The organism is Bombella sp. ESL0380, assembly GCF_009725805.1.
In the GTDB taxonomy this organism is placed as follows: Bacteria; Pseudomonadota; Alphaproteobacteria; order Acetobacterales; family Acetobacteraceae; genus Bombella; species Bombella apis.
The window spans coordinates 116,937-139,148 of the sequence record NZ_WNIH01000003.1 but is presented as its reverse complement, the minus strand read 5'-3'; the positions used below and the strand labels follow the sequence as shown (position 1 = coordinate 139,148).

The following is a 22,212-nucleotide window of genomic DNA, read 5'->3' as shown; positions in this document are numbered from 1 at the left end:
CCGTCTGCATGATAGGCGGCAAAAGATACGGAATGCCATCATTTTGCCTCGACCACCTGTCGCATCTCCTGGTCGGAGAGTCCCAGCCCCTTCATTTCTTCCTCTGTCGGATGCCACGTACTGACATCCGCAGCCGCTCCAAAATGTCGGGCCTTGAACAGGCCGATATCATTTCGCCTGTTGCCATCCTGAACAACCTGTCGTGCAATGACCCCCATGTCATCCTGCACGACAATACCTCCCCACAACAGGTTGAAGCCGGAAATATTGCTACGCAGCTCCATCCCGCTTACCCAGTGCGTCTGCGGTTGCGCCAGATAATGCTGGATGTTGCCAAAAAACATCCATTTTCCAGCAGGAACATTCCTGAACACAAATGTGCACATGGCCTGCCGGGGAGCCTTGCGCAACAGGGCCTTCGCCTTCCGGGTAATGTCACCCTTAAAATGATAGGGGGACTGCAGTACCCGTATCCAGTCCCGATAGTACGGTGTATCCGGGAAGAGGAACGAGTTTTCCACCAGATTGGCACAATAATACTGCTTTTGCCCAAAAATGGCGGACGCCCGTACGATCACGGTTGCATGTCCAGTCCGGGCCGCCCAAGCATGATCCTCATCCTTATACGGTATCTTGACCGTATCACAGCCACCAAGCACCATCAGGGACACGCAACACATGAATGTACCTGGAATGGAGTATCGTCTCATACCCTGCAGCCCCCAGTCTTATTCTGAACGAATACGACCAATTACTCAAAATGCATTACAAATGCCATAGTTGTGACATAAAATAATACCCTGCCCCTGAAACCATATTACCCCGTCCCGGCAAGACGACAGACCACCATCCTTTCTCCTGCCGCTTTAGCAAAATACGTTCCCAATCCCATGAAAACATTCTAATCTGGGCCTCTTCCGGGCATGAAAAATGCTCACAGACGCAGCAGGCAAGCGTAAGGTCATCATGAAGGCAGTTCGTCACTCTGAAAGCAATCAGGCGGCCCATTGGGATGTCGCCCGCAGGGCCCTGGCTGGCTGGGGGGCGCTCTGCGGTCTGGCCCTGCTTGCCGCATGTAGCAGCAGCCAGCATTCTCCTGCTCTCACCCCCATGACGCAATATGCCAATGGGCAGACTGGCCCGCTGGGATACGACACACATGTCCCGGCTTTTGCCAGCGAAAATTTTGCCCCCTTCAACCGTCAGGATGTCGCCGCCATCGCCCTGCGGGAATGGCGGATGTTCGGAAGTCCGGTTGCCGATGCGGACCCGCATGACAGGCCAGAGCCCACAAGCCCCGCCCTCAAGCCGGAGCGTCTGCCCGGCCTGTGGCAGCGCATTGGTGAATATTGGTGGATCGGCCAGGCCCCGGAAGAAAATGAGGCCCGCTGGACAGGCCGTACCGATGGCAATGGCACCCTGTTCTCCTTCCAGCGGGACGGCAACTACGCTTGGTCCGCCGCCTTCATCTCCTACGTCATGCGCATTGGCGGTGCCAATATCCGCTTCCCCTACTCCCCGAACCACGCTACCTACATCAATGCCGCAGCCTCCGGCAACAATCCGGGCATTTCAGCACAGAATCCCGCCAATTATGCCCCACGGTTGGGGGACATACTCTGCGTGGGCCGTGGACGGAGCCGCAGCATCACATATGCCATGCTGCCGACCTCCTACGGCTTCCCGGCCCATTGCGGCATCGTGGTGGCCACGGGCCAGAATGCCCCGCCTTTCGGCAAGGAAATCAGCATCGTGGGAGGCAATGTGGATGATGCCGTCTCGCTGACCCACGTTCCAACGGACAGCACCGGCCATGTCAGCACACCAGACGGGCGAAGCTACGACAGCCGTTACCCGTGGTGTGCCATCCTGACCCCCCGCTACGATGCCGACATGGACCCGGACAGCGGGCAGTAAAACGATCCTACTTCACAGGCAGGCCGCTGGCCTTCCACCCCGTGCCGGGGCCGTGCCTGTCTTCGAAGCCATCAGCAACGTTCGTCAGCGTCCTGTACCCGGCCTGGGCAGCCAGTGCGGCAGCCTTCTGCGACCGCATGCCTGAACGGCAGATGAAAAAGATCGGCGTGGCCTTGTCCGGCACGGCCTCTTCCAGTCCGTGGAGGAACTCGGCCTCACTGCCTTCCCCCCATGTCAACGCCACAACCTTCCGGCCCAGAGCTCCCAGCTCTGGCAGGCCCACCTGCGCCCATTCCTCCGGTGTACGGACATCCACCAGCACGGCCCGTGCATCAGCCTGAAGACGGTCCCAGCTTTCCTTCGCAGTACAATGTTCCATGTCAGCCTCCTTCTACGCAGGCGCCCCGTCCCGGCCATGTTTCGCTCCCCCAACAGACGGGCGAACATTCACGACCCGGAACCGTACAGCCAGACCTGCACTCATCATACAACCTGATGTTGTTCCGCTCTCCCCAGAGTTCAATGGCGGGGAGAGTATTATAACCATCTTAAATAGTTATAATGATTCTTCCACACCATTTTACGTAGAACATAATGATGATACCCTCTCTGCCATCATGACCTCGCCCCACACCATCCACTGGAACAAAGCACATATGTCACATCTGTCATCCCATCCTCACGCCTTGCCCTGCCCCTCTCTGGTGGAAGCCATTGGCAATACCCCGCTCATCCGCCTGCATCATGCTTCCGAGATCACGGGCTGCACCATCTATGGCAAGGCGGAATTCATGAATCCCGGCGGGTCCGTCAAGGACAGGGCGGCCCTTTCCATCATTCAGGACGGTTTTGCCCGTGGTGCCCTCAGCAAGGGCGGCACGATCGTGGAAGGCACGGCAGGCAACACGGGCATCGGCATCACGCTCGTGGCCCATGCACTGGGCTGCAAGGCCGTCATCGTCGTGCCGGAAACCCAGAGCCGGGAAAAGCTGGACTTCCTCCGCATGATCGGAGCGGACCTGCGCCTCGTGCCCGCCAGACCGTACCGGGACCCCGGCAATTACGTGCATGTCTCCCGCCGTCTGGCCGAAGAAACCGGGGCCTTCTGGGCCAACCAGTTCGACAACACGGCCAACCGGGACGCCCACCGCACGACCACGGCCCCGGAAATCTGGTCCCAGCTGGACGGAAAGGTCGACGCCTTCACCTGCTCCTGCGGGTCCGGCGGTACACTGGCAGGAATCGCCTTCGGCCTGCGGGAGCTGGCCCAGCGGGATGGCCGGAAATCTCCCGAGATCGTCCTGGCCGACCCGGAGGGCTCCGGCCTGTATGGCTGGGTGACCACCAATGACCTCAGCATCACCGGCAGTTCCATCACCGAAGGGATCGGCCAGTCCCGTGTGACGGCCAATCTGGAAGGCTGTGCGCCCGATCACGCCGAACGCATCCCCGATGCCGAAGCTCTGGAACAGATCTACCAGCTCACCATGAAAGAGGGTCTCTCCGTGGGTGGGTCATCAGGCATCAACATTGCTGCGGCCATCCGCACGGCCCGCCGTCTCGGGCCGGGGCATACCATCGTCACCATCCTCAGCGATGGCGGGGCACGATACCAGTCCAAGCTCTTCAACCCGGACTTCCTCCGCAGCAAAAACCTGCCCACCCCGCCCTGGATGTGACATCCCGGGCTGGTCCGCTCCTAACGGCGGATCAGCCGGGCGGCAAAGAAGCCATCCATGCCCCCCTGTGCCACGTTCATGCCCGGATGGGTACGGAAGTACCCTTCCTCCGTGCGGGCACGGGGAAGAGCCGCCAGCTCATCCTCCGTAAAAGGAGACAGCTTCCACCGGCCATCTTCCAGAGCGTGAGCGATACGCTGCGGACCTTCCTCATCCTGAAGGGAACAGACGGCATAGAGCAGCATCCCGCCCGGCTTCAGCATGTCATAGGCGGCATCAATGAAACGGTCCTGCCCCGCTGCCAGCGTGGTGATGTCCCGGGGGCGTTTGATCCACAAGACATCCGGGTGACGCCGCAGCGTCCCCGTGGCCGAGCAGGGCGCATCCAGCAGCACGGCATCCAGCGGCTCGGAAGGACGCCAGCGAAGGGCATCCCCCACAATGACCTCGGCCTTCAGCTGGAGGCGGGCCAGATTCTCCTTCAGCCTCTGGGCACGGGGCTTCTCACGCTCCACGGCCATCACCTCGGCACCCGCACAGAGCAGCTGGGCCGTCTTGCCCCCCGGTGCGGCGCACAGGTCGGCCACCCGCTTCCCCCGCATGTCGCCCATCAGCCGGACCGGCATGGCCGCCGCCATGTCCTGCGCCCAGAACTGCCCTTCCGCAAAGCCCGGCAGGTCTGCCATTTTCGTACCCGCCGGGTAGCGGACCGTCCCCGTCGGCAGGGTCTCGCCCCCTTCCGGGGCCTCATAACCAGGCTTCACGGTGAGGTCCAGCGGCGCTTCCTGATAGAAACCCTGCGTGATGGACCGTGCCCGCCGCCCCCAGGAACTCCAGAGCCAGTGCGGCACATCCAGCCGGGCATCATCCAGCCCCTCCTTCAGCGTTTCAGCCTCCCGCACCACACGGCGCAGGACGGCATTGGCCAGACCGGCAAAAGGCGACAGGCCACGCCGGTGCAGGAGGTCCACGATCGTGCCCACGGCCGCATGAGGGGGTGTCTGAAGATGGATGATCTGCGCCACACCCAGCAGCAGGGCACAGCGGACCGGCTCCGGCGGCTGGCGGCGGAGGAGCGGCTGGAGCAGCTCCGTCATGCTGCCCAGATGGCGGAGCGTGGCCGCCGCCAGACGGTGGGCGGCCGCACGGTCCCGCCCCTCGCAGCTGCTGCGCTCCAGCGTGGTTTCCAGCATCCGGCGATGTTCCACCACACCGCAGATGATGTCGAAGGCCAGATCCCTCACCGGGTCTTCATGGCGGGAAATGGAGGCAGGGCGGGCAGCAGGCCGCCGCCCCCGGCCACCCTTGGGGGGTGAACGGGCTGGACGGGGAGAAGAAGCATTTGTCATGCGCCCGTTTTCAGGAGTCAGCGGCAGGAAAGTCAAGATGGTTTTTACACGCCCCCTTGACCCTCCCCGCCAAAGGGGCTGCAATCCATCAATCATGACAGACCATACCATCGCCCATGCCTTGGAAGGCATCCAGACCCGCATCAGCGCCGCCTGCCAGAGGGCTGCCCGCCCGGCGGAGGCGGTCAGCCTCGTGGCCGTCAGCAAGTTCCATCCGCAAAGTGCGGTACAGCAGGCCCTTGAAGCTGGGCAGCGCATTTTCGGGGAGAACCGCGTGCAGGAGGCCGCCGCCAAATTTCCTGCCCTGCGGGAAAAATGGCCGGACCTCCGCCTGCATCTCATAGGCACGCTCCAGAGCAACAAGGCAACCGAGGCCTGCGCCCTTGCCGACGTGATCGAAAGTCTGGACCGCCCCTCCCTCAGCACGGCGCTGGAAAAGGCGTCCCAGAAAACGGGCCGCCTGCCTGAGCTGTTCGTGCAGGTGAACATTGGTGATGAACCGCAGAAATCCGGCATCGCCACCTCGGAGGCGGACCGGTTCATCGAGGATGCCCTGCGCCGTTTTGGCCAGCATGTGAAAGGTCTCATGGCCATCCCGCCCGCCGACGAAGACCCGCGCCCCTTCTTCCACAGGCTGGCGGAGATGAACCGCCGCCATGGCCTTCCCGCTCTCTCCATGGGCATGTCGGCCGACTTTGAGACCGCCATCGCCGAGGGGGCAACACTTGTCCGTATCGGCACGGCCATCTTTGGAGACCGCCCCGCCCCGTAATATCGGCATGACAGGGATGACAGTTTTTTCGGGCTGTCTCTTGCATTCCCCATAAAAAAACTGTCATGAAGCCAGAATCATTACAGCCTGTGCTTCCTTCCGTGGGGGCACTTCTGCCTGTCTTCCTGCGGGGGATGGGTGTCTATCAGTCATACAGGATGGTTTCACCATGTCTGAACAGGATAGCGTGTCCCTCAAGGAATCTTCTTCTGACGCCCGGTATCCCAGCTCTGTTGGTACGCCAACGGCAGCACCGCCGCCGCCGGAGCCCGGCGGGCACAGCCACCCCAAGGGCATTGGCGCCATGCTGGCCGCTCTGGGTGTCGTATATGGCGACATCGGGACCAGCCCGCTCTACGCCCTGCAATCCTCCATCCGCAATGTCGGGTCGGAAACCCACCCCGCCCATGCGTGGGAAGTCATCGGGCTGACCAGCCTCACCTTCTGGGCCCTGATGCTGGTTGTGACCATCAAATATGTCATTCTCATCATGCGGGCCGACCATAACAAGGAGGGGGGCATCATCGCCCTCATGGCTCTGGCGCAGCGTGTCTGCAAATCCAACTATTTCCGCTGGGTCTTCGGGCTGATCGGCATTGCCGGGGCCTGTCTGTTCTTCGGGGATGGCATCATCACACCAGCCATCTCCGTCCTCTCCGCCGTGGAAGGGGTGGAGGTCTCGGTGCCGGAGGCTTCAGCCTTCATCATCCCGGCGGCCATCATCATCCTGCTGGGGCTGTTTGCCGCCCAGGCTCTGGGCACTGGCAAGATAGGCCGGGCTTTCGGGCCCATCATGCTGGTATGGTTCTTCACCATCGCCATACTGGGGGCAAGAGGGATCATGCTGCATCCGGGTGTGCTGCTGGCCCTGTCCCCGCTGGAGGCCATCCGCTTCATCGTCACGCATGGCAAGCTGTCCTTCATTGCGCTGGGATCGGTCGTGCTGTCCGTCACCGGGGCGGAGGCCCTCTATGCCGACATGGGCCATTTCGGGCGCACACCCATCCGCTTTGCATGGCTTTTCCTTGTGCTGCCTGCCCTGACGCTGAACTATTTCGGGCAGGCTGCCTCCATCATCCACAACCCGACCACGTTGGCCAATCCTTTCTACTATCTGGCCCCGCACTGGATGCAGATACCCATGCTGCTGCTGGCGACCATGGCCACCATCATTGCCAGCCAGGCGGGCATCTCTGGCAGTTTCTCCCTCTGCCGCCAGCTCATCCAGCTTGGTTACCTGCCCCGCACACGCATCATCCACACCAACCCGCATGAGGAAGCGCAGATCTACCTGCCGTCCCTCAACTGGCTGCTGGCCTTCGGGTCCGTCGTGCTGGTCATCGCCTTCCGCTCTTCTGCGGCCCTGGCGTCTGCCTACGGCATCGCCGTGACAGGGACCTTCCTCTGCACCTGTGTGCTGGCCATGGTGGTCTTCCGCCGTGTCTTCCAGTGGAAGAGCTATGCCGTGGGGACCGTGTTCGGCTTCTTCTTCATCATGGATGCCGTCTTCTTCTCCTCCAACGTGATGAAGATTCCGGATGGAGGGTGGGTCCCGCTCAGCATCGCCGTTGGCAGCACACTCATCATGACCACATGGCAACGTGGCCGCCAGCTCATCCGCAACACGAAAAAACGTGATGCCGTGCCGATGGGCTCCTTCATCACCCGGTTGACCCAGTCCCGCACCATCCGTGTGCCCGGTCTGGCCGTCTTCCTGACCTCGGACCCGGAAATGGTGCCGGATGCCCTGCTCTACAACCTGCGGCACAACAAGGTCCTGCACCAGACAGTCCTGTTCGTCACCGTGCAGACGCTCGACCAGCCGGAAGCGGACCCCGACCAGCGCATGACTGTCAAGGAACTGGCACCAGGCATCCGCCGGGTCATCATCCGTTACGGCTTCATGGAGATGCCCAACCTGCCCCTGACACTGGCTGGCATGACAGAAATGGATTTCGACCCCATTCAGGCGTCCTATTTCACCTCGCATGACCTCGTCTTCCGCTCCAAGGTGCCGAAGATGTCACTCTGGCGGATGTGGGTGTTCCTCTATCTCCTCAACAATGCCACGTCGATTTCCGAGTTCTTCCGGATTCCGCCGGAGCGTGTCATGGAGTTCGGGGTACGGGTCGCGATCTGATCGTGGCCCACCAGCCCCTTCCGCTTTCGCTCTATATCCACTGGCCTTTCTGCCTTGCCAAATGCCCGTACTGTGATTTCAACTCCCATGTGCGGGAAACCATCCCTCAGGAGCGTTTCGCCAACGCCCTGAGGGCCGAGCTGGAGCATGAAGCCACACGGCTGATTCAGGACGCCCCCCGGCAGCTTGTCTCGATCTTTTTCGGAGGGGGAACGCCCTCCCTCATGCAGCCGGAAACGGTCCATCATCTGATCGAGGATGCCCGCCGCCTCTTCCCCAGCGTGAATGACCTCGAGATCACTCTGGAGGCCAACCCCACCAGTGTGGAGGCCGACAGGTTCCGTGCCTTTGCAGAGGCAGGTGTCAACCGTCTTTCCCTCGGCGTGCAGAGCCTTGATGAGACCGACCTGGCCGCTCTGGGGCGGCAACATTCGGCACGACAGGCCATTGCGGCCCTGGAGCTGGGGCGCAGCATTTTCCCCCGCCTCTCCTTTGACCTGATCTATGCCCGCCCCGGCCAGACGGAAGAAAAATGGCGTGCGGAACTTCGGCAGGCCCTGGCTCTGGCCGCAGACCACCTCTCACTCTACCAGCTGACGATCGAACCCGGCACGAAATTCGAGGCCCAGCACAGGCGGGGCAACCTCGTCCTGCCTGAGGATGATCTGGCGGCGTCCCTCTACATGATGACCCGTGACGAAGCCGCCCGTTTCGGCCTGCGTGACTATGAAATCTCCAACTATGCCATCCCCGGTGCCGAAAGCCGCCACAACCTCACCTACTGGCATTATGACGACTATCTGGGCATTGGCCCCGGTGCCCACAGCCGCCTGACCTTCAGGGGCCAGCTCCACGCCACACGCCGCCATCGTGCCCCGGAACCCTGGGCAGAGCGTGTGGAAACACATGGGCATGGCACAAGGGACGATGAAACACTCTCACCGGACATGAAGGCTCATGAAGCCCTGCTCATGGGGCTGCGCCTGCGGGAAGGCATCAATGCGGCCCATTTCAGCAGACGGACCGGCCTGCCGCTGCGAGACTGCCTCGACCCCGTCATTCTGGAGGCCTGTCTTGAGGAAGGCTATCTGGAACAGGATGCCCAGACCCTCCGGGCCACGGATGAAGGCCGTCTCCGGCTGGAAGCCCTGCTTGGCCAGCTTGTTCTCTGAACGCCACCTTTGAAAAGAACAGACTGCACCCCATCTACAGGGGCAGCCTTCCATCATCCACAGCGTGATGCCCGCCATGTCTGCACAGAAAGCCCCCACCCTCCACATGATAAAGCTGATCGTAGGCTGCACCTCCCCCGAAATGCTGCGGGACTGGGTGGCGGTGGAACGCCACAAGGGGACAGCCTACGTGCGCACCCGCACCATGCCCAAACGGGCTGCGGAAATCGTGCAGGGTGGCGGGTCCATCTACCGGGTCATCAACGGTCTCATCATGTGTCGGCAGCCCATCATCGGGTTTGACAGCTACACCCGGGATGACGGCCATCCCGGCACGCTGATCCTCGTCTCGGACGAGGTCATCCCGACCCAGCCACGGCCCATGCGGCCTTTTCAGGGCTGGCGGTACTTCAAACCGGAAGATGCTCCACCCGATCTTGGTCAGGGGGCCGCTGATCTCCCCGATGACGGGATCAGTTCCCTGCCGGCCTCCCTCCGCAACCAGCTGTCCGAGCTGGGCCTTCTGTAACGGTCAGGAACAGCAGGCCATCACGGCCCGGAGCTGATCTTCCAGACCACTGCTTTCGGCGGGAAATGTCCCTTCCAGAGCCGATGTCCCCACGGTGAACCCCGCCGCCCCGGCCTGCCGGACCGTCCTGATCTGTTCCGGTGTGCTGATGGACCCTGCCACAATCACGGGTTTCTCTACGGCTGCACAGCTGGCCCGGATGACCTCCGGGACATTCCCGTCATTCCGGTACGCCAGCAGGTCCAGCCCCGTCACGGCGGGATGGGCTGCCCATTCCACCGCATTGCGGGCTATTTCCTCCGGTGAGCCTTTCAGCACGCTTGGATGCCCCACAACATGCCCTGCAAACGGGTAGTAGGCTACGTCATGCCCTGCCAGAAGAGGCAACACATCCGGCACATGCGTGCCTCCCATCAGGCAGTCCACCCCCAGGGACAGCCCGGCCTTGACGGAATCCAGCTCCCGCTCCCGGTCCGGTGACACGATTTCCAGGTATGAAGTCGCTCCAGCAGAACGGATCCTGTCCGCCAGTATCCGCAACTGCTCCACGGGCAGACCAATATCCTTGAAGCCAACATGCCGGATGCCCAGCCGCAGGGCGATATCCACAGCCTCCAGAGCATTGTCCACCGTGCGGTCATCACGGGTCAGCATAAAAATGAACCGGAGCGCTTCCATCATCCCTCGTCCCTGACTGTCCTGATCCTCTCTCCCTCATATGGGATGCACATCATACCCAGCCAAGCCCCTATGGACATTCCCCCCCCGCCCCTCCCATGATGGTGGGCCAACATGGCTACAGTGACAGGACACGCCACCATGAACGATACGCCCCACAAGACCCCCGATGACTCCATTGAGGCAGCCTTTCAGGATGATGAGCAGACCATCACCGGAGAAGACCCTTTCCTGCTTTTTCATGAATGGCTGACGCTGGCCGGCACGAAGGAACCCAATGACCCCAATGCAATGGCTCTGGCGACGGTTGATGAACATGGCCTGCCCGATGCACGCATGGTGCTGCTGAAAGGCGTTGATGAGACAGGTTTCATCTTCTACACGAACAGCGAATCTGCCAAAGGACGGGAACTGGAAGGCAACATGCAGGCGGCCCTGCTCTTCCACTGGAAGAGCCTGCGCCGACAGGTCCGCATCCGGGGCCGGGTCTCACGTCTTCCTGCCGTAGATGCGGACGCCTATTTCGACTCCCGCCCCCGGGCGAGCCGCATCGGCGCCTGGGCCAGCCAGCAGTCCCGCCCCATCGCCAGCCGCAAAGCCCTCTGGAAGGCCGTGACAAAAGAAACGGCCCGTTTCGCCATCGGGCCCATCCCCCGGCCTCCATACTGGAATGGCTATCACGTCACCCCGGCCTCCATGGAGTTCTGGATGGACAAGCCATTCCGCCTCCATGACCGGGTACTCTTCACCCGTACACAGGATGGCCAGCACTGGACAACACAGCGTCTTTTTCCGTGAGAGCAGGCACAAAAAAAGGTGCGGGCCCAAAAACCCGCACCTTCCCATGGTCCATGACTGGCAGAGGCTGTTTTACCGCCCTGTCATGATGCGATCGACCAGCTCCTTGACGGTCGGAATATGCCCGTTGGCGTAGAACGGGTCTGTGGCAAAGCGCCACGCATTCGTTCCACCGAAGACCAGATTGTGGTCCACGATCTTTTTCTGCTCCTCTGGCGAGACATCCTGCAAATGGGAGATCGTCTGAAGGGTCTTCTGAATACAGAAAGAACGGGGATCCGCCCGCTGGCCTGTGCTGAAGGTCGGGCCCTTCTGGCTCCAGTTGGAGAAACGGCACTGGGAAAGGCACCCCATGCAGGCCGCCTGATCAGCCAGAACCTGCCGGGCCGTCTCCAGCGTCTCGAATACCACAGTATCATCCGGCGTCCGCATGGGCTGGGTATACCCGGCGGCCTTCCAGCGATTCACCTTCTCGGCATCATCAGCCCGGACAAAAACCTCCCGTCCTCGCCCGCCCAGACAGATGGGCGTATCAAACTCGGCCTCTGCTGCCGCACGGAAAGCAATCTGTCGCTCGGACCGCTCATACAGCTCCCGCAGGAAACCATTTTTCACGGCCGATGAATAAAAACCCGTCGGAGAGAAACGGTTCAGATAGACATCACCCTCCTTCAGCGTCAGCAGCAGCTGCTTCCACGCATCCGGGACAGGGCTTTCCTGCGTCAACAAGGGGCGGGTACCGAACTGGAAGGCAATCAGCCCGATCTCGGGGTTGTCCAGCCAGTCACTCCACTCTTCCAGATGCCAGACACCACCAGCCATGATGATGGGCACATGCTGAAGGCCAAAACCATTCATGACCTTCCGCAGGGCTGCCACACGGTGGTAGGGCTCCTCCGGTTTCAGAGGGTTTTCCGTATTCGAGAGGCCATTATGACCGCCGGCCCGCCAGGGGTCCTCATAGACAACACCGCCCAGCAGCTCGGAAAAACGCACATAGGAGCGCTTCCAGAGCGCACTGAACGCACGGCCGGATGAGACGATCGGGTAGTAATGTATCCCGAACTGCGCCGCAATTTCAGCCAGCCGGTAGGGCATCCCTGCGCCACAGGTCAACCCCTGGATCAACCCGGGAGCACCTTCCAGTATCCCGGTAATGACTTCCTCGGCAGCGCCCATTTCCCACATGAAATTGGCATGAACACGGCCACGGCCACCGGAAATGTCCCGGGCTATCCGTGCCTGTGCGATACCCCCTTCTATGGCATAGCGCACCAGCTCGGCCTGCCGCTCCCGGCGTGTCCGGCCATGATAGACCTGCGGAACAGGATTGCCCTGCTCGTCATAACTGTCCGCATTGACAGCAGAGAGCGTTCCGACCCCACCTGCCGCAGCCCAATGACCCGCAGACACACCATTGGAGACAGAAACACCTTTGCCCCCTTCGACCAGGGGCAGAACCTCCTGACCACCAAAACGGACGGCATTGATCGACTTCATAGAGGCCAGATGTCCCCACTACTCAATCACAAAACTCACTCATGCAAAGGGAGCCTGGGCTCCCCTCACACATCCTTACTCCGCATCACGACGAGGGCGACCCGGCTTTGCGCCAACGCTCTCCGTAATGTCCGCACCAGTCTCCTGGTCCACGACACGCATGGAAAGCTTCACCTTGCCACGATCATCAAAACCAATGACCTTGACCTTGACGGCATCACCCTGCTTGACAACATCCGTTGTCTTGGCGACCCGACCATCCGTCAGTTCGGAAATATGAACCAGACCATCCTTGGGGCCAAGGAAGTTCACGAACGCACCGAAGTCGGCCGTCTTGACAACCTTCCCATCGTAGATGCGTCCCATCTCCGGTTCCGCCACGATGCCCTCAATGCGGCTGATGGCCTTCTGGGCCTGCTCATCACTGGCAGCAGCAATCTTGATGACGCCGTCATCCCCGATATCAACCTTGGCGCCAGAATACTCACAAATCTCACGAATGACCTTGCCGCCCGATCCGATCACATCACGGATCTTCGCAACAGGAACGGTCATGGTCGTGATCTTCGGTGCATTGCCAGCCACGTCGGAGCGTCCCTCGGAGAGGGCCTTGCTCATTTCACCAAGAATGTGCAGACGGCCTTCACGGGCCTGCTCCAGCGCCACCTTCATGATTTCCGGCGTGATGGAAGTGATCTTGATGTCCATCTGGAGAGCGGTCACACCCTCGGACGTACCAGCAACCTTGAAGTCCATATCCCCAAGGTGATCCTCATCCCCAAGAATATCTGTCAGGACAGCATGGCCACGCTCTTCCTTGATAAGGCCCATGGCAATGCCAGCCACCGGGCGCGGCATGGGTACGCCGGCATCCATCAGGGACAGGGACGTTCCACAAACCGTAGCCATGGAGGAAGAGCCGTTGCTTTCCGTAATTTCGGAAACGACACGCAGCGTATACGGAAAATCTTCCTTGGACGGCAGGAGCGGATTGATGGCACGCCATGCCAGCTTGCCATGTCCGATCTCACGACGGCCCGGAGACCCCATGCGGCCACACTCACCAACGGAGAACGGCGGGAAGTTGTAATGCAGCATGAAGCGGGACCGGTATTCCCCCTCCAGCGCATCAATCACCTGCTCATCCTGACCTGTCCCCAAGGTGGCGACAACCAGCGCCTGCGTCTCGCCACGGGTAAAAAGGGCAGACCCATGAGAGCGGGGCAGCACACCAACCTCAGCCATGATGGGACGCACCGTCTTCGTGTCACGGCCATCGATGCGGATGCCCGTTTTCAGGATGGTGCCACGGACAACCTGTGCCTCCAGATCCTTGATCATCGGCTTGGCCAGCTCGGCATCAAAGCCTTCCTCCTCAAGGGTGGCCACGATCTTCTCGCGAGCTGCGGCGACCTTCTCCACGCGGGCCTGCTTGTGGCGTTCCTTGTAGGCCTCGGCAATCAGCTTGTTGCCCACCTTGTCCACACGCTTGCGCAGGGCGACCTCTTCCTTGGAGACCTCCGGCAGGTCCCACGGGGCACGGGCAGCCGATTCTGCGAGGTCGATGATCGCATCAATCACCGGCTGGAAAGCCGTATGACCCAGCATGACAGCCTCGAGCATCTCATCCTCGGAGAGCTCCTGCGCCTCGGACTCAACCATCAGCACACCCTCGGACGTACCAGCCACCACGAGGTCCAGCACACTGTCCTTCACCTGGCTGAGGGTCGGGTTGACAACAAACTTGCCATCAATGTGACCGATACGGGCAGCCCCAACCGGACCGAAGAAGGGAATACCGGACAGTGTCAGCGCTGCGGAACAGCCAATCAGAGCCACCAGGGCCGGATCATTTTCCATGTCATGGCTGAGGACCGTGGCAACGACCTGAACCTCGTTCCGGAAATTGTCCGGGAAAAGCGGACGGATCGGCCGGTCGATCAGACGGGAGGACAGCACCTCATGCTCGGACGGGCGGCCTTCCCGCTTGAAGAACCCGCCGGGAATCTTGCCTGCAGCGTAGGCCTTCTCCTGATAGTTCACGGTCAGCGGAAAGAAATCCTGCCCCGGCTTCACAGTCTTGGCACCAACGGCAGTACAGAGCACGACCGTATCACCATAGGTGACCACAACGGCCCCATCAGCCTGACGGGCAATCTTGCCCGTCTCAAGCACCAGCGGACGGCCGGCCCATTCAATTTCTTTGCGGAAATAATTGTCAAACATTCTGTCTTCCTCCGGAAGCAATAATCACGGCCCGACCGGTACCAGACTACAAACAGCGTTTCGGACGGCATGGCGAGGATGACGCACCAGACGCGTCATGACACCATGTGGCCTGAAACGCCGGAAAAGCGTTTTCTGGCAGCTCAACCCGGGCCCAAATCCGGGGGAGACCTCTCCCCCGGAGAAAGGTCGAAAATCAGCGGCGCAGGCCGAGACGTTCGATCAGAGTCTTGTAGCGCTCTTCGCTCTTGCGCTTCAGATAATCCAGCAGCGCACGACGGCGACCGACCAGCATCAGCAGACCACGACGGGAGTGGAAGTCCTTGTTGTGGCTCTTCATGTGCTCGGTCAGGTTCACGATGCGCTCGGTCAGCAGGGCGACCTGCACTTCCGGGGAGCCCGTATCACCTTCGGCACGACGGTATTCAGCGATAAGCTGGCTGCGACGTTCAGCTGTAATCGACATCCTGTTCTCCAAAAAACAAATGATTTTCCAACATTCTGACTGCCCGCAACCGCCCTTCGGCAACCCGGCACAGCCCGATGACATGCTCCCCGATCATGACCCGCCAGAGTGGAACAGTCTCCACCCCATCAGGCACGCCCCCCTCAAGATGGGCCAGCGTGACAGCCTGCCCACAGATCAGGGATTTTCCTTCCGCTTTCGTGACGGCCAGCGCCGGGATGTCGACCAGCGCGGTCGCCGCCTCCAGCAGAGGAACCGGAAGAACACATGCCTTGTCTCTAGTTTCGTCCGTTTTGTCCAGCCCTAACTGTTCTGCTGAACAAGCATGGGAAAGATCAAACGGCCCGCATTTTGTGCGCCGCAGAACAGAGATATGCCCCACAGTACCACAGGCCAGAGCAATATCCCGCGCAAGCGACCGCATATAAACCCCCTTGCCTGACTGGACGTCAAAAACGGCCGTATCGGCATCGGGGCGGTCCACGAGAGTAATCGAATCGATTCGAGCAGGACGGGGGGGAAGTTCCGGCGGACGCCCCGCCCGGGCCAGATCGTAAGCCCGCTGCCCACCGACACGAAGAGCCGAAAAAACTGGAGGCACCTGCATCACATCCCCGCAAAGCGAAGGCAATACAGCCCTGATATCTTCATCCGATGGCCGGACATCGGACGTTGCAAGAACATCACCCTCCCGGTCATCCGTCGTCCGGCTTTCACCAAAAGAGAGGGTAAACCGATACCGTTTGGTTGCATCCATGATGTACGGAATGGTGCTGGTTGCCTTGCCAAAGGCGATCGGCAGAACACCTGACGCCAGAGGATCCAGAGTCCCGCCGTGGCCGGCCTTGCGTCCATCAAAAAAACGCAGCAGCCGGTTGACCATCGTTGTGGAACTCGGCCCCAATGGCTTGTCCAGAATCAGCCAGCCATGAATGTCCCTGCCTCTCTTGCGTGCCATCAGTATTCTGGCCCGGCCTCAGTCTTCATCATCCAAAGCCTGGTCACGGTGCAGGTCCCGCTGGACCTCTGGCGAGCGCAGGATGCTCTCCACTTCCATCGCATGCTCCAGAGACGTATCAGGCTGAAAATGCAGCTCCGGCACTGTCCTCAGACGCAGGGCCGTGGAAAGACGTTTCCGCAGGAAAGAGGCCACACGCTTCAGAGCTGGCAGGACAGCCTCAACATCATCTCGCCCCAGACGTGTGACGAACACCGTTGCATGGCGCAGGTCCGGTGAAATACGGACCTCCGTTACCGTGATGGTCACACCATAGAGTTCCGGGTCGCGGAACTCCGTTCTGGCAAACAGTTCTGCGAGAACATGGCGGACCTCTTCAGCTACACGCAGCTGGCGGGTGCTTGGGCCGACGGCGCTTTCACCCGCCGGCCCGAGGAGGTCAAAGGAAGGCCGCGTCTTCAAGCCGGGATCTCTTCCATCTCATAGCATTCAACCACATCACCTTCCCGCAGGTCGTTGTAACCGGCGAAGGAAAGGCCGCACTCATAATTATGAGCCACTTCACGGACATCATCCTTGAAGCGTTTCAGCTGGCTCAGCTCACCCTCATGAATGACGACGTTGTCACGCAGCAGGCGTACGCCACAGCCACGTTTGACGACACCCTCGGTGACGTAGCACCCGGCAACCTTGCCGACCTTGGTAATGTTGAAGACCTGACGGATCTCTGCATAACCAAGGAACTTCTCCCGATGCTTCGGTGCGATACGTCCTTTGACCAGCTTCTCCACATCATCAGAGACCTGATAGATGATGGAATAGTAGCGGATGTCCACACCATCACGCTGGGCCAGCTCACGGGCCTGAACGGTAGCCCGCACATTGAAAGCAATGATGACAGCATTGGACGCCTTGGCCAGCTGCACGTCACTTTCGGTGATCTGACCAACGCTGGCATTCAGCACCCGTACGGCCACTTCCTCATGGGAGAGCTTCTCCACCGTTGCCTGAATGGCTTCGGCAGAACCCTGCACATCCGCCTTGACGATCAGGGCCACTTCCTTCTGCTCACCAGCCTGGATGCGGGCCAGCATCTGGTCCAGCGTACCACGGGCAGCAACCTGCATGGCGGTGGCCTTCTCCCGGGCCTTGCGCTGGCGGAACTCGCTGATCTCACGGGCACGGTTCTCGCTATCGACAACCACAAACGGCGCACCGGCATCCGGCACCCCGCTCATGCCCAGAATCTCGACCGGCACGGACGGTCCAGCCTTCTTGATCTGCTTGCCATGATCATCAAGCAGCGCACGGACACGACCCCAATGGGCTCCGGCCACCACGATGTCCGTCCGGTTGAGCGTCCCTTTCTGGACCAGCACCGTTGCCACGGAACCACGGCCACGATCCAGGCGGCTCTCGATGACGGCACCCTCGGCAATCCGGTTCGGATTCGCCTTCAGGTCAAGAATCTCGGCCTGAAGCAGGATGGCTTCCAGCAGACGGTCAAGACCATCACGCTTGAGGGCGGAGACCTCCACCTCCTGCGTGTCGCCACCCATGCTCTCCACCACGATCTCATGGTTCAGCAGCTCATTGCGGACACGGTCCGGATTGGCGCCAGGCTTGTCCATCTTGTTGATGGCCACGATGATCGGCGCATTGGCAGCCTTGGCATGTTTGATGGCCTCAATCGTCTGCGGCATCACACCATCATCAGCAGCCACCACCAGAACGACAATGTCCGTCACGGAAGCGCCACGGGCACGCATGGAGGTGAAGGCTTCATGGCCCGGTGTATCGATGAAGGTTACCTTCTGACCGGAAGCCACGGTTACCTGATAGGCACCGATATGCTGGGTGATCCCACCAGCCTCGCCATGAGCCACGTCTGTCGTGCGCAGGGCATCCAGCAGGGAGGTCTTGCCATGATCTACATGGCCCATCACCGTCACGACCGGCGGACGGGGCTTCATGTCCTCCGGCTTGTCCTCAATGCCCTCGATGCCCAGCTCAACGTCACTGTCTGCCACACGCTTGATGCGATGGCCGAATTCACTCACGACAAGCTCGGCCGTATCACCATCGATGCTCTGAGCAGCCGTTGCCATGACGCCCATCTTCATCAGCATCTTGATGACCTCGCCCTGACGGGCAGCCATACGGTTGGCCAGTTCACCCACGGTGATGGTTTCCGGCACGGTCACGTCACGCACGACACGAACCTGATCGGAACGCAGGCGCTCCAGCTCGGCCTGACGGCGCTCGCGGTCACGCTGACGCCGGACGGAAGCCAGCGAACGGGTCTTGCCGTCATCACCTTCAATGGCGGCACGGACGTCAATACGGCCTGACCGACGGTCCTGACCACCACCCCCGCTGCGGCGGGGCGAAGAACGGCGGGACGACGGAGAAGAACGCCGGGCGCCCCCGGCACCGCCACGACGGGAAGGCCCTGCTCCCTCGTCATCGGCACCTCCCACGGCCCCAGTGCGTCCCCGCAGGTGCAGCGTCTCGCTGGCGTCATTGCTGGAACGGGCTGAAGAAGCCCGTGAAGACGCCGCCGTATTCAGCGGGCGGCTCGGCATGATGGCCCGCTCGGCCAGCGGACGCAGACGCTTGGTCGGCTCGGCCAGCTGCACACCCCCGGTCGTGGAACCCGTCAGCGGCGGCGGCACCTTCCGTTCAGCTTCCTGGCGACGGGCTGCAACTTCGGCCTTCTTGCGAACTTCTTCCTCGGCCGCACGGCTCCGGGCCTCTTCCTCTTCCTGGGCACGACGGCTTTCGGCCTCAGCCTTCTGCCGGGCCTCTTCCTCAGCAGCGGAACGGATACGGATCTTCTCGGCTTCCCGGCGGGCTTCCTCTTCTGCCTCACGCCGGGCAGCCTCTGCGGCGGCCTCAGCCAGAACGCGCTGGCGCTTTTCCTGCTCGGAAGCCGTCAGGCCACGGACACCAGCCGTGGCACGACCGCCACGCCCCCCTGCGGCCCCGCTTCTCTTGGGCTTGCGCACTTCAACCCGGACCTCCTTGGAGCGCCCATGGCTGAAGCTCTGTCTTACAGAGCCAGCCTCTACGGTCCGCCCCACGTCCTTGCGTCCTGCCGGACGCAGGGACAGGCGGCCGGAGCTCTTGCCCTGCCCTTCTTTTGGGGTGGTCCCCTTTGGAGTTCCGTTCTGGTTGCGCTCGTTGCCGTCGCTCATAATTTCTGCCTGTTCCTTACTGCCCTACCGTATCAGGGCCCGGGAGCGTGCCTTCGGCCACCCCCGCAAATCTCTTATATTCTGCCTTCAGCCGCTCTGCCAGAGCGCCAGGAGCCATCACGGCATAAACCGCACGCTCCCTCCCGAAGGACGCTGCCAGGATATCCCCCGGCACCCAGACCACCGGCAGCTCCCGCTGGCCTGACAGCAGACGGGCCACCTCATCCTGGCTCGCACCTGCTGCACAAATGACAACCCCGACTCTGCCAGCAACGATCCGTTCCCGACACTTCTGGAACCCACAGACCGCCTCACCAGCGCGTCGGCCCAGACTGATACCATCCAGAAGGCGCTTTGCCAAACCATCCCTGAGAGACTCCACAAGCCCCACAGGCACGTCCACCTTCTGCCGCGCCGCCCGGGAGAAGGCCCGAGCCAGCTGTCCATCTTCCAGAACAGCCCTGTCCGCCTGCACCCACATGCCACGCCCGGGCAGCCGGGCGGCAAGGTCCGCCACGATCTGGCCATCGGGCCCGACGACAAACCGTATCATGTGACACGGCTCACCATGTGTGCGGCTGATCAGACAGCGCCGCCGGGATGAGGCACGACGCCCCCGCCCGGACGGGCCATCATCCACATCGGGGATATGATCCTCAGTCGTGACCCGAGTCTCCTTCACCAGCTCCCTCGTCACCCTCAAACCAGTGGGCACGAGCGGCCATGATGATCTCATTGGCCTCGGCTTCCTCAAGTGGCTCATCACCACCCAGAAGCTCGATCAGCTCATCGGCAGCGAGGTCGGCCAGGTCATCCAGCGTCCTGATCCCCTTCTCCCCGAGTTCAACCAGAACCTGGAGGGAGAAGACACCAAGATTGACCAGATCATCACTGACACCCAGCTCACGACGCCGCTCATCCAGCGCCTGCTCACGACTGGCCAGATAATTGTTGGCACGGTTCATCAGCTCTTCGGCCACTGCCTCATCGAAACCTTCAATGTCGTGCAGCTCTGCCGGGTCGGCATAGGCCAGGTCCTCGATGGTATGATAGCCCTCGGTTACCAGCAGTCCGGCAATGACGTCGTCCACATCCAGCTCATTGACGAACTGGCTGGTCCGCTTGCGGAACTCTTCCTGACGGCGTTCCGATTCCTCAGCTTCAGTCAGGATGTCGATGTCCCAGCGGGTCAGCTGGCTGGCAAGGCGAACATTCTGCCCACGCCGACCAATGGCCAGTGAGAGCTGCTCATCCGGCACCACGACCTCGACCCGGCCGGCATCCTCATCCATCACCACCTTGGTCACCTCAGCAGGCGCCAGGGCATTCACCACGAAGGTAGCCGCATGGGGACTCCAGGGGATGATGTCGATCTTCTCCCCCTGAAGCTCTGCCACAACAGCCTGCACACGGGACCCACGCATACCCACGCAGGCACCGACCGGATCGATGGAGGCATCACGGGACTCGACAGCCATCTTGGCACGGGAACCCGGATCACGGGCCACGGCCTTGATCTCGATGATCCCGTCATAGATTTCCGGCACTTCCTGCGCAAACAGTTTGGCCAGGAAGCCCGGATGGGTACGGGAGAGGAAAATCTGCGGCCCGCGGGGCTCGTCACGCACATCGTAAATGTAGGCACGAATGCGGTCGGAGTTGCGGAACTCCTCACGGGGGATCATTTCATCACGACGCAGCAGCCCTTCGGCCTGACCGCCCAGCTCCACCATAAGGTTGCCGTATTCGGTCTGCTTGAGCGTCCCGTTGATGATCTCACCCACACGGTCCTTGAACTCGTCATACTGGCGTTTGCGCTCATACTCACGCACACGCTGGACGATCACCTGTTTGGCTGTCTGCGCCGCAATACGGCCGAAATCGATCGGCGGCAGAGGATCGACGATAAACTCACCTTCCTGGATCTCAGGCCGGAATTTCCGGGCGATCTTCAGGGGAATCTGGGCATCCTCATTTTCCACAACCTCGACGGCTTCCGTCCAGCGGCTCAGCCGGACCTCTCCCGTCTTGCGGTCGATCGTGGCACGGATGTCCTTCTCATGCCCATATTTCGCACGGCCAGCCTTCTGGATGGCCTGCTCCATGGCTTCGAGCACCTGCTCACGATCAATATTCTTTTCCCTTGAGACCGCATCAGCGACCAGAAGCAGCTCAGGACGGGTAACAGATGTGTCCATCAGATCGGACCTCCAACCAGCATAAGACGGGTCATCAGTTTTTCTTCCCCGGCTTTTTGGGTTTCAGCTTTGGCGCCCGGCGGGTCCTGCCATCGGCCTCGGCTTCGTCTTCCTGCGCCACGCCTGCCAGCGCAGCACTTGCCTCAATCAGCTCATCCGTCAGGACCAGCCGTGCCTTGCGCATGTCATCCAGCGGCAGGGCCACTTCCTGCCCGTCATCCAGACGAAGCAGGCCAAGCCCGTCACGCTCGCCAAGGACAATACCGGCAAAACGCTTGCGACCATCCAGCGGAACCTCCAGCTCCACCTTGGCCAGATGCCCGGCAAAACGTTCCCAGTCCTTCGCCCGGGTCAACGGACGGTCGATCCCGGCAGAGGAAACCTCCAGCATCCATGCCCCTGGTATCGGGTCATCCACATCCAGCACAGCGCCCACTGCGTGGCTGATCTGCTCGCAGTCATCAACACTGATGAGCGAGCCATCGGCACGGTCGGCCATGACCTGGACGGTCGGTGTCTCATGCCCGAGAACCGAGAGGCGTACCAGCTCGTACCCCATGTCGGCCAGAGTCGGGGCAATCCTGTCCGCAATGCGTGCTTCCAGCCCGCTCAGACGGCGGATACCATGGGAGC

20 protein-coding genes are annotated in these 22,212 nt (G+C 61.1%); 7 read left to right on the top strand and 13 right to left on the bottom strand.

Annotated elements, in window-relative coordinates; translation table 11 throughout:
- Positions 1-38 precede the first annotated feature (38 nt).
- On the bottom strand, positions 39-680 hold the full coding sequence (locus tag GM608_RS01855) for a hypothetical protein (protein WP_043560954.1): 642 nt from the start codon (positions 678-680) through the stop codon (positions 39-41).
- 286 nt (positions 681-966) lie between these two features.
- Between GM608_RS01855 and GM608_RS01850 the strand changes: the two genes are divergently transcribed.
- A complete protein-coding gene (locus tag GM608_RS01850; protein WP_081563375.1) occupies positions 967-1,917 on the top strand; it encodes a DUF2272 domain-containing protein in 951 nt (316 codons plus the stop codon).
- A 7-nt stretch (positions 1,918-1,924) separates the two neighbouring features.
- Here the strand turns inward: GM608_RS01850 and GM608_RS01845 are convergent, their stop codons facing one another.
- The gene (locus GM608_RS01845; RefSeq protein ID WP_086441343.1) at positions 1,925-2,296 is read right to left on the bottom strand and encodes a rhodanese-like domain-containing protein; all 372 of its coding nucleotides are present in this window, start codon (positions 2,294-2,296) and stop codon (positions 1,925-1,927) included.
- Between the two features lie 277 nt (positions 2,297-2,573).
- Here GM608_RS01845 and GM608_RS01840 point away from each other — a divergent pair, with 277 nt between their 5' ends.
- Positions 2,574-3,596, top strand: coding sequence for a cysteine synthase A (locus tag GM608_RS01840; protein ID WP_249103179.1), 1,023 nt, complete (start codon positions 2,574-2,576; stop codon positions 3,594-3,596).
- A 20-nt stretch (positions 3,597-3,616) separates the two neighbouring features.
- Here GM608_RS01840 and GM608_RS01835 read toward each other — a convergent pair whose 3' ends face one another.
- Positions 3,617-4,945 carry a transcription antitermination factor NusB gene (locus GM608_RS01835; protein WP_333644886.1) on the bottom strand — a complete coding sequence of 443 codons (1,329 nt, stop codon included), beginning with the start codon at positions 4,943-4,945 and terminating at the stop codon, positions 3,617-3,619.
- Between the two features lie 94 nt (positions 4,946-5,039).
- Here GM608_RS01835 and GM608_RS01830 point away from each other — a divergent pair, with 94 nt between their 5' ends.
- The 4 genes from GM608_RS01830 to GM608_RS01815 all read left to right on the top strand — a co-directional run bounded on the left by GM608_RS01830 (position 5,040) and on the right by GM608_RS01815 (position 9,558).
- Positions 5,040-5,717 (top strand): YggS family pyridoxal phosphate-dependent enzyme, encoded by a 678-nt coding sequence (locus tag GM608_RS01830; protein ID WP_333644885.1) that lies wholly within the window; start codon positions 5,040-5,042, stop codon positions 5,715-5,717.
- Positions 5,718-5,886: 169 nt separating this feature from the next.
- Entirely contained in the window at positions 5,887-7,857 is a 1,971-nt protein-coding gene (locus tag GM608_RS01825; RefSeq protein ID WP_043560963.1) for a potassium transporter Kup, read from the top strand.
- A 2-nt stretch (positions 7,858-7,859) separates the two neighbouring features.
- The gene (gene hemW, locus GM608_RS01820; RefSeq protein ID WP_249090013.1) at positions 7,860-9,029 is read left to right on the top strand and encodes a radical SAM family heme chaperone HemW; all 1,170 of its coding nucleotides are present in this window, start codon (positions 7,860-7,862) and stop codon (positions 9,027-9,029) included.
- Between the two features lie 76 nt (positions 9,030-9,105).
- Positions 9,106-9,558: a DUF1489 family protein gene (locus GM608_RS01815; protein ID WP_249079282.1), complete on the top strand. Its 453-nt coding sequence runs from the start codon at positions 9,106-9,108 to the stop codon at positions 9,556-9,558.
- Between the two features lie 3 nt (positions 9,559-9,561).
- On the opposite strand, the gene GM608_RS01810 is transcribed toward GM608_RS01815, so the two are convergent.
- Positions 9,562-10,239: a 4-hydroxythreonine-4-phosphate dehydrogenase gene (locus GM608_RS01810; protein WP_227431383.1), complete on the bottom strand. Its 678-nt coding sequence runs from the start codon at positions 10,237-10,239 to the stop codon at positions 9,562-9,564.
- A 138-nt stretch (positions 10,240-10,377) separates the two neighbouring features.
- On the opposite strand from GM608_RS01810, the gene pdxH reads away from it, so the two are divergent.
- Positions 10,378-11,034, top strand: coding sequence for a pyridoxamine 5'-phosphate oxidase (pdxH, locus tag GM608_RS01805; RefSeq protein ID WP_052349169.1), 657 nt, complete (start codon positions 10,378-10,380; stop codon positions 11,032-11,034).
- A gap of 72 nt (positions 11,035-11,106) precedes the next feature.
- Here pdxH and GM608_RS01800 read toward each other — a convergent pair whose 3' ends face one another.
- The 9 genes from GM608_RS01800 to rimP form a co-directional block, all read right to left on the bottom strand.
- Positions 11,107-12,534, bottom strand: a complete 1,428-nt coding sequence (locus tag GM608_RS01800) for a nitronate monooxygenase family protein (RefSeq protein ID WP_043560968.1) — start codon at positions 12,532-12,534, stop codon at positions 11,107-11,109.
- 75 nt (positions 12,535-12,609) lie between these two features.
- On the bottom strand, positions 12,610-14,760 hold the full coding sequence (gene pnp, locus GM608_RS01795) for a polyribonucleotide nucleotidyltransferase (RefSeq protein ID WP_043560971.1): 2,151 nt from the start codon (positions 14,758-14,760) through the stop codon (positions 12,610-12,612).
- Between the two features lie 196 nt (positions 14,761-14,956).
- A complete protein-coding gene (gene rpsO, locus GM608_RS01790) occupies positions 14,957-15,226 on the bottom strand; it encodes a 30S ribosomal protein S15 (RefSeq protein WP_043560974.1) in 270 nt (89 codons plus the stop codon).
- Positions 15,210-16,184, bottom strand: a complete 975-nt coding sequence (gene truB / locus GM608_RS01785; RefSeq protein WP_043560977.1) for a tRNA pseudouridine(55) synthase TruB — start codon at positions 16,182-16,184, stop codon at positions 15,210-15,212. The genes rpsO and truB overlap by 17 nt, the downstream gene beginning before the upstream one ends.
- Before the next feature lie 18 nt (positions 16,185-16,202).
- Complete coding sequence (gene rbfA, locus GM608_RS01780) at positions 16,203-16,646, bottom strand: 30S ribosome-binding factor RbfA (RefSeq protein ID WP_043560980.1); 444 nt, start codon at positions 16,644-16,646, stop codon at positions 16,203-16,205.
- On the bottom strand, positions 16,643-19,381 hold the full coding sequence (infB, locus tag GM608_RS01775) for a translation initiation factor IF-2 (RefSeq protein WP_154980974.1): 2,739 nt from the start codon (positions 19,379-19,381) through the stop codon (positions 16,643-16,645). The genes rbfA and infB overlap by 4 nt, the downstream gene beginning before the upstream one ends.
- A 16-nt stretch (positions 19,382-19,397) precedes the next feature.
- Complete coding sequence (locus GM608_RS01770; protein ID WP_227449778.1) at positions 19,398-20,063, bottom strand: DUF448 domain-containing protein; 666 nt, start codon at positions 20,061-20,063, stop codon at positions 19,398-19,400.
- Positions 20,038-21,579, bottom strand: a complete 1,542-nt coding sequence (nusA, locus tag GM608_RS01765) for a transcription termination factor NusA (protein ID WP_043560987.1) — start codon at positions 21,577-21,579, stop codon at positions 20,038-20,040. Before nusA ends, GM608_RS01770 begins: the two co-directional genes overlap by 26 nt.
- Before the next feature lie 34 nt (positions 21,580-21,613).
- Complete coding sequence (gene rimP, locus GM608_RS01760; protein ID WP_081563379.1) at positions 21,614-22,201, bottom strand: ribosome maturation factor RimP; 588 nt, start codon at positions 22,199-22,201, stop codon at positions 21,614-21,616.
- Positions 22,202-22,212: the final 11 nt, after the last annotated feature.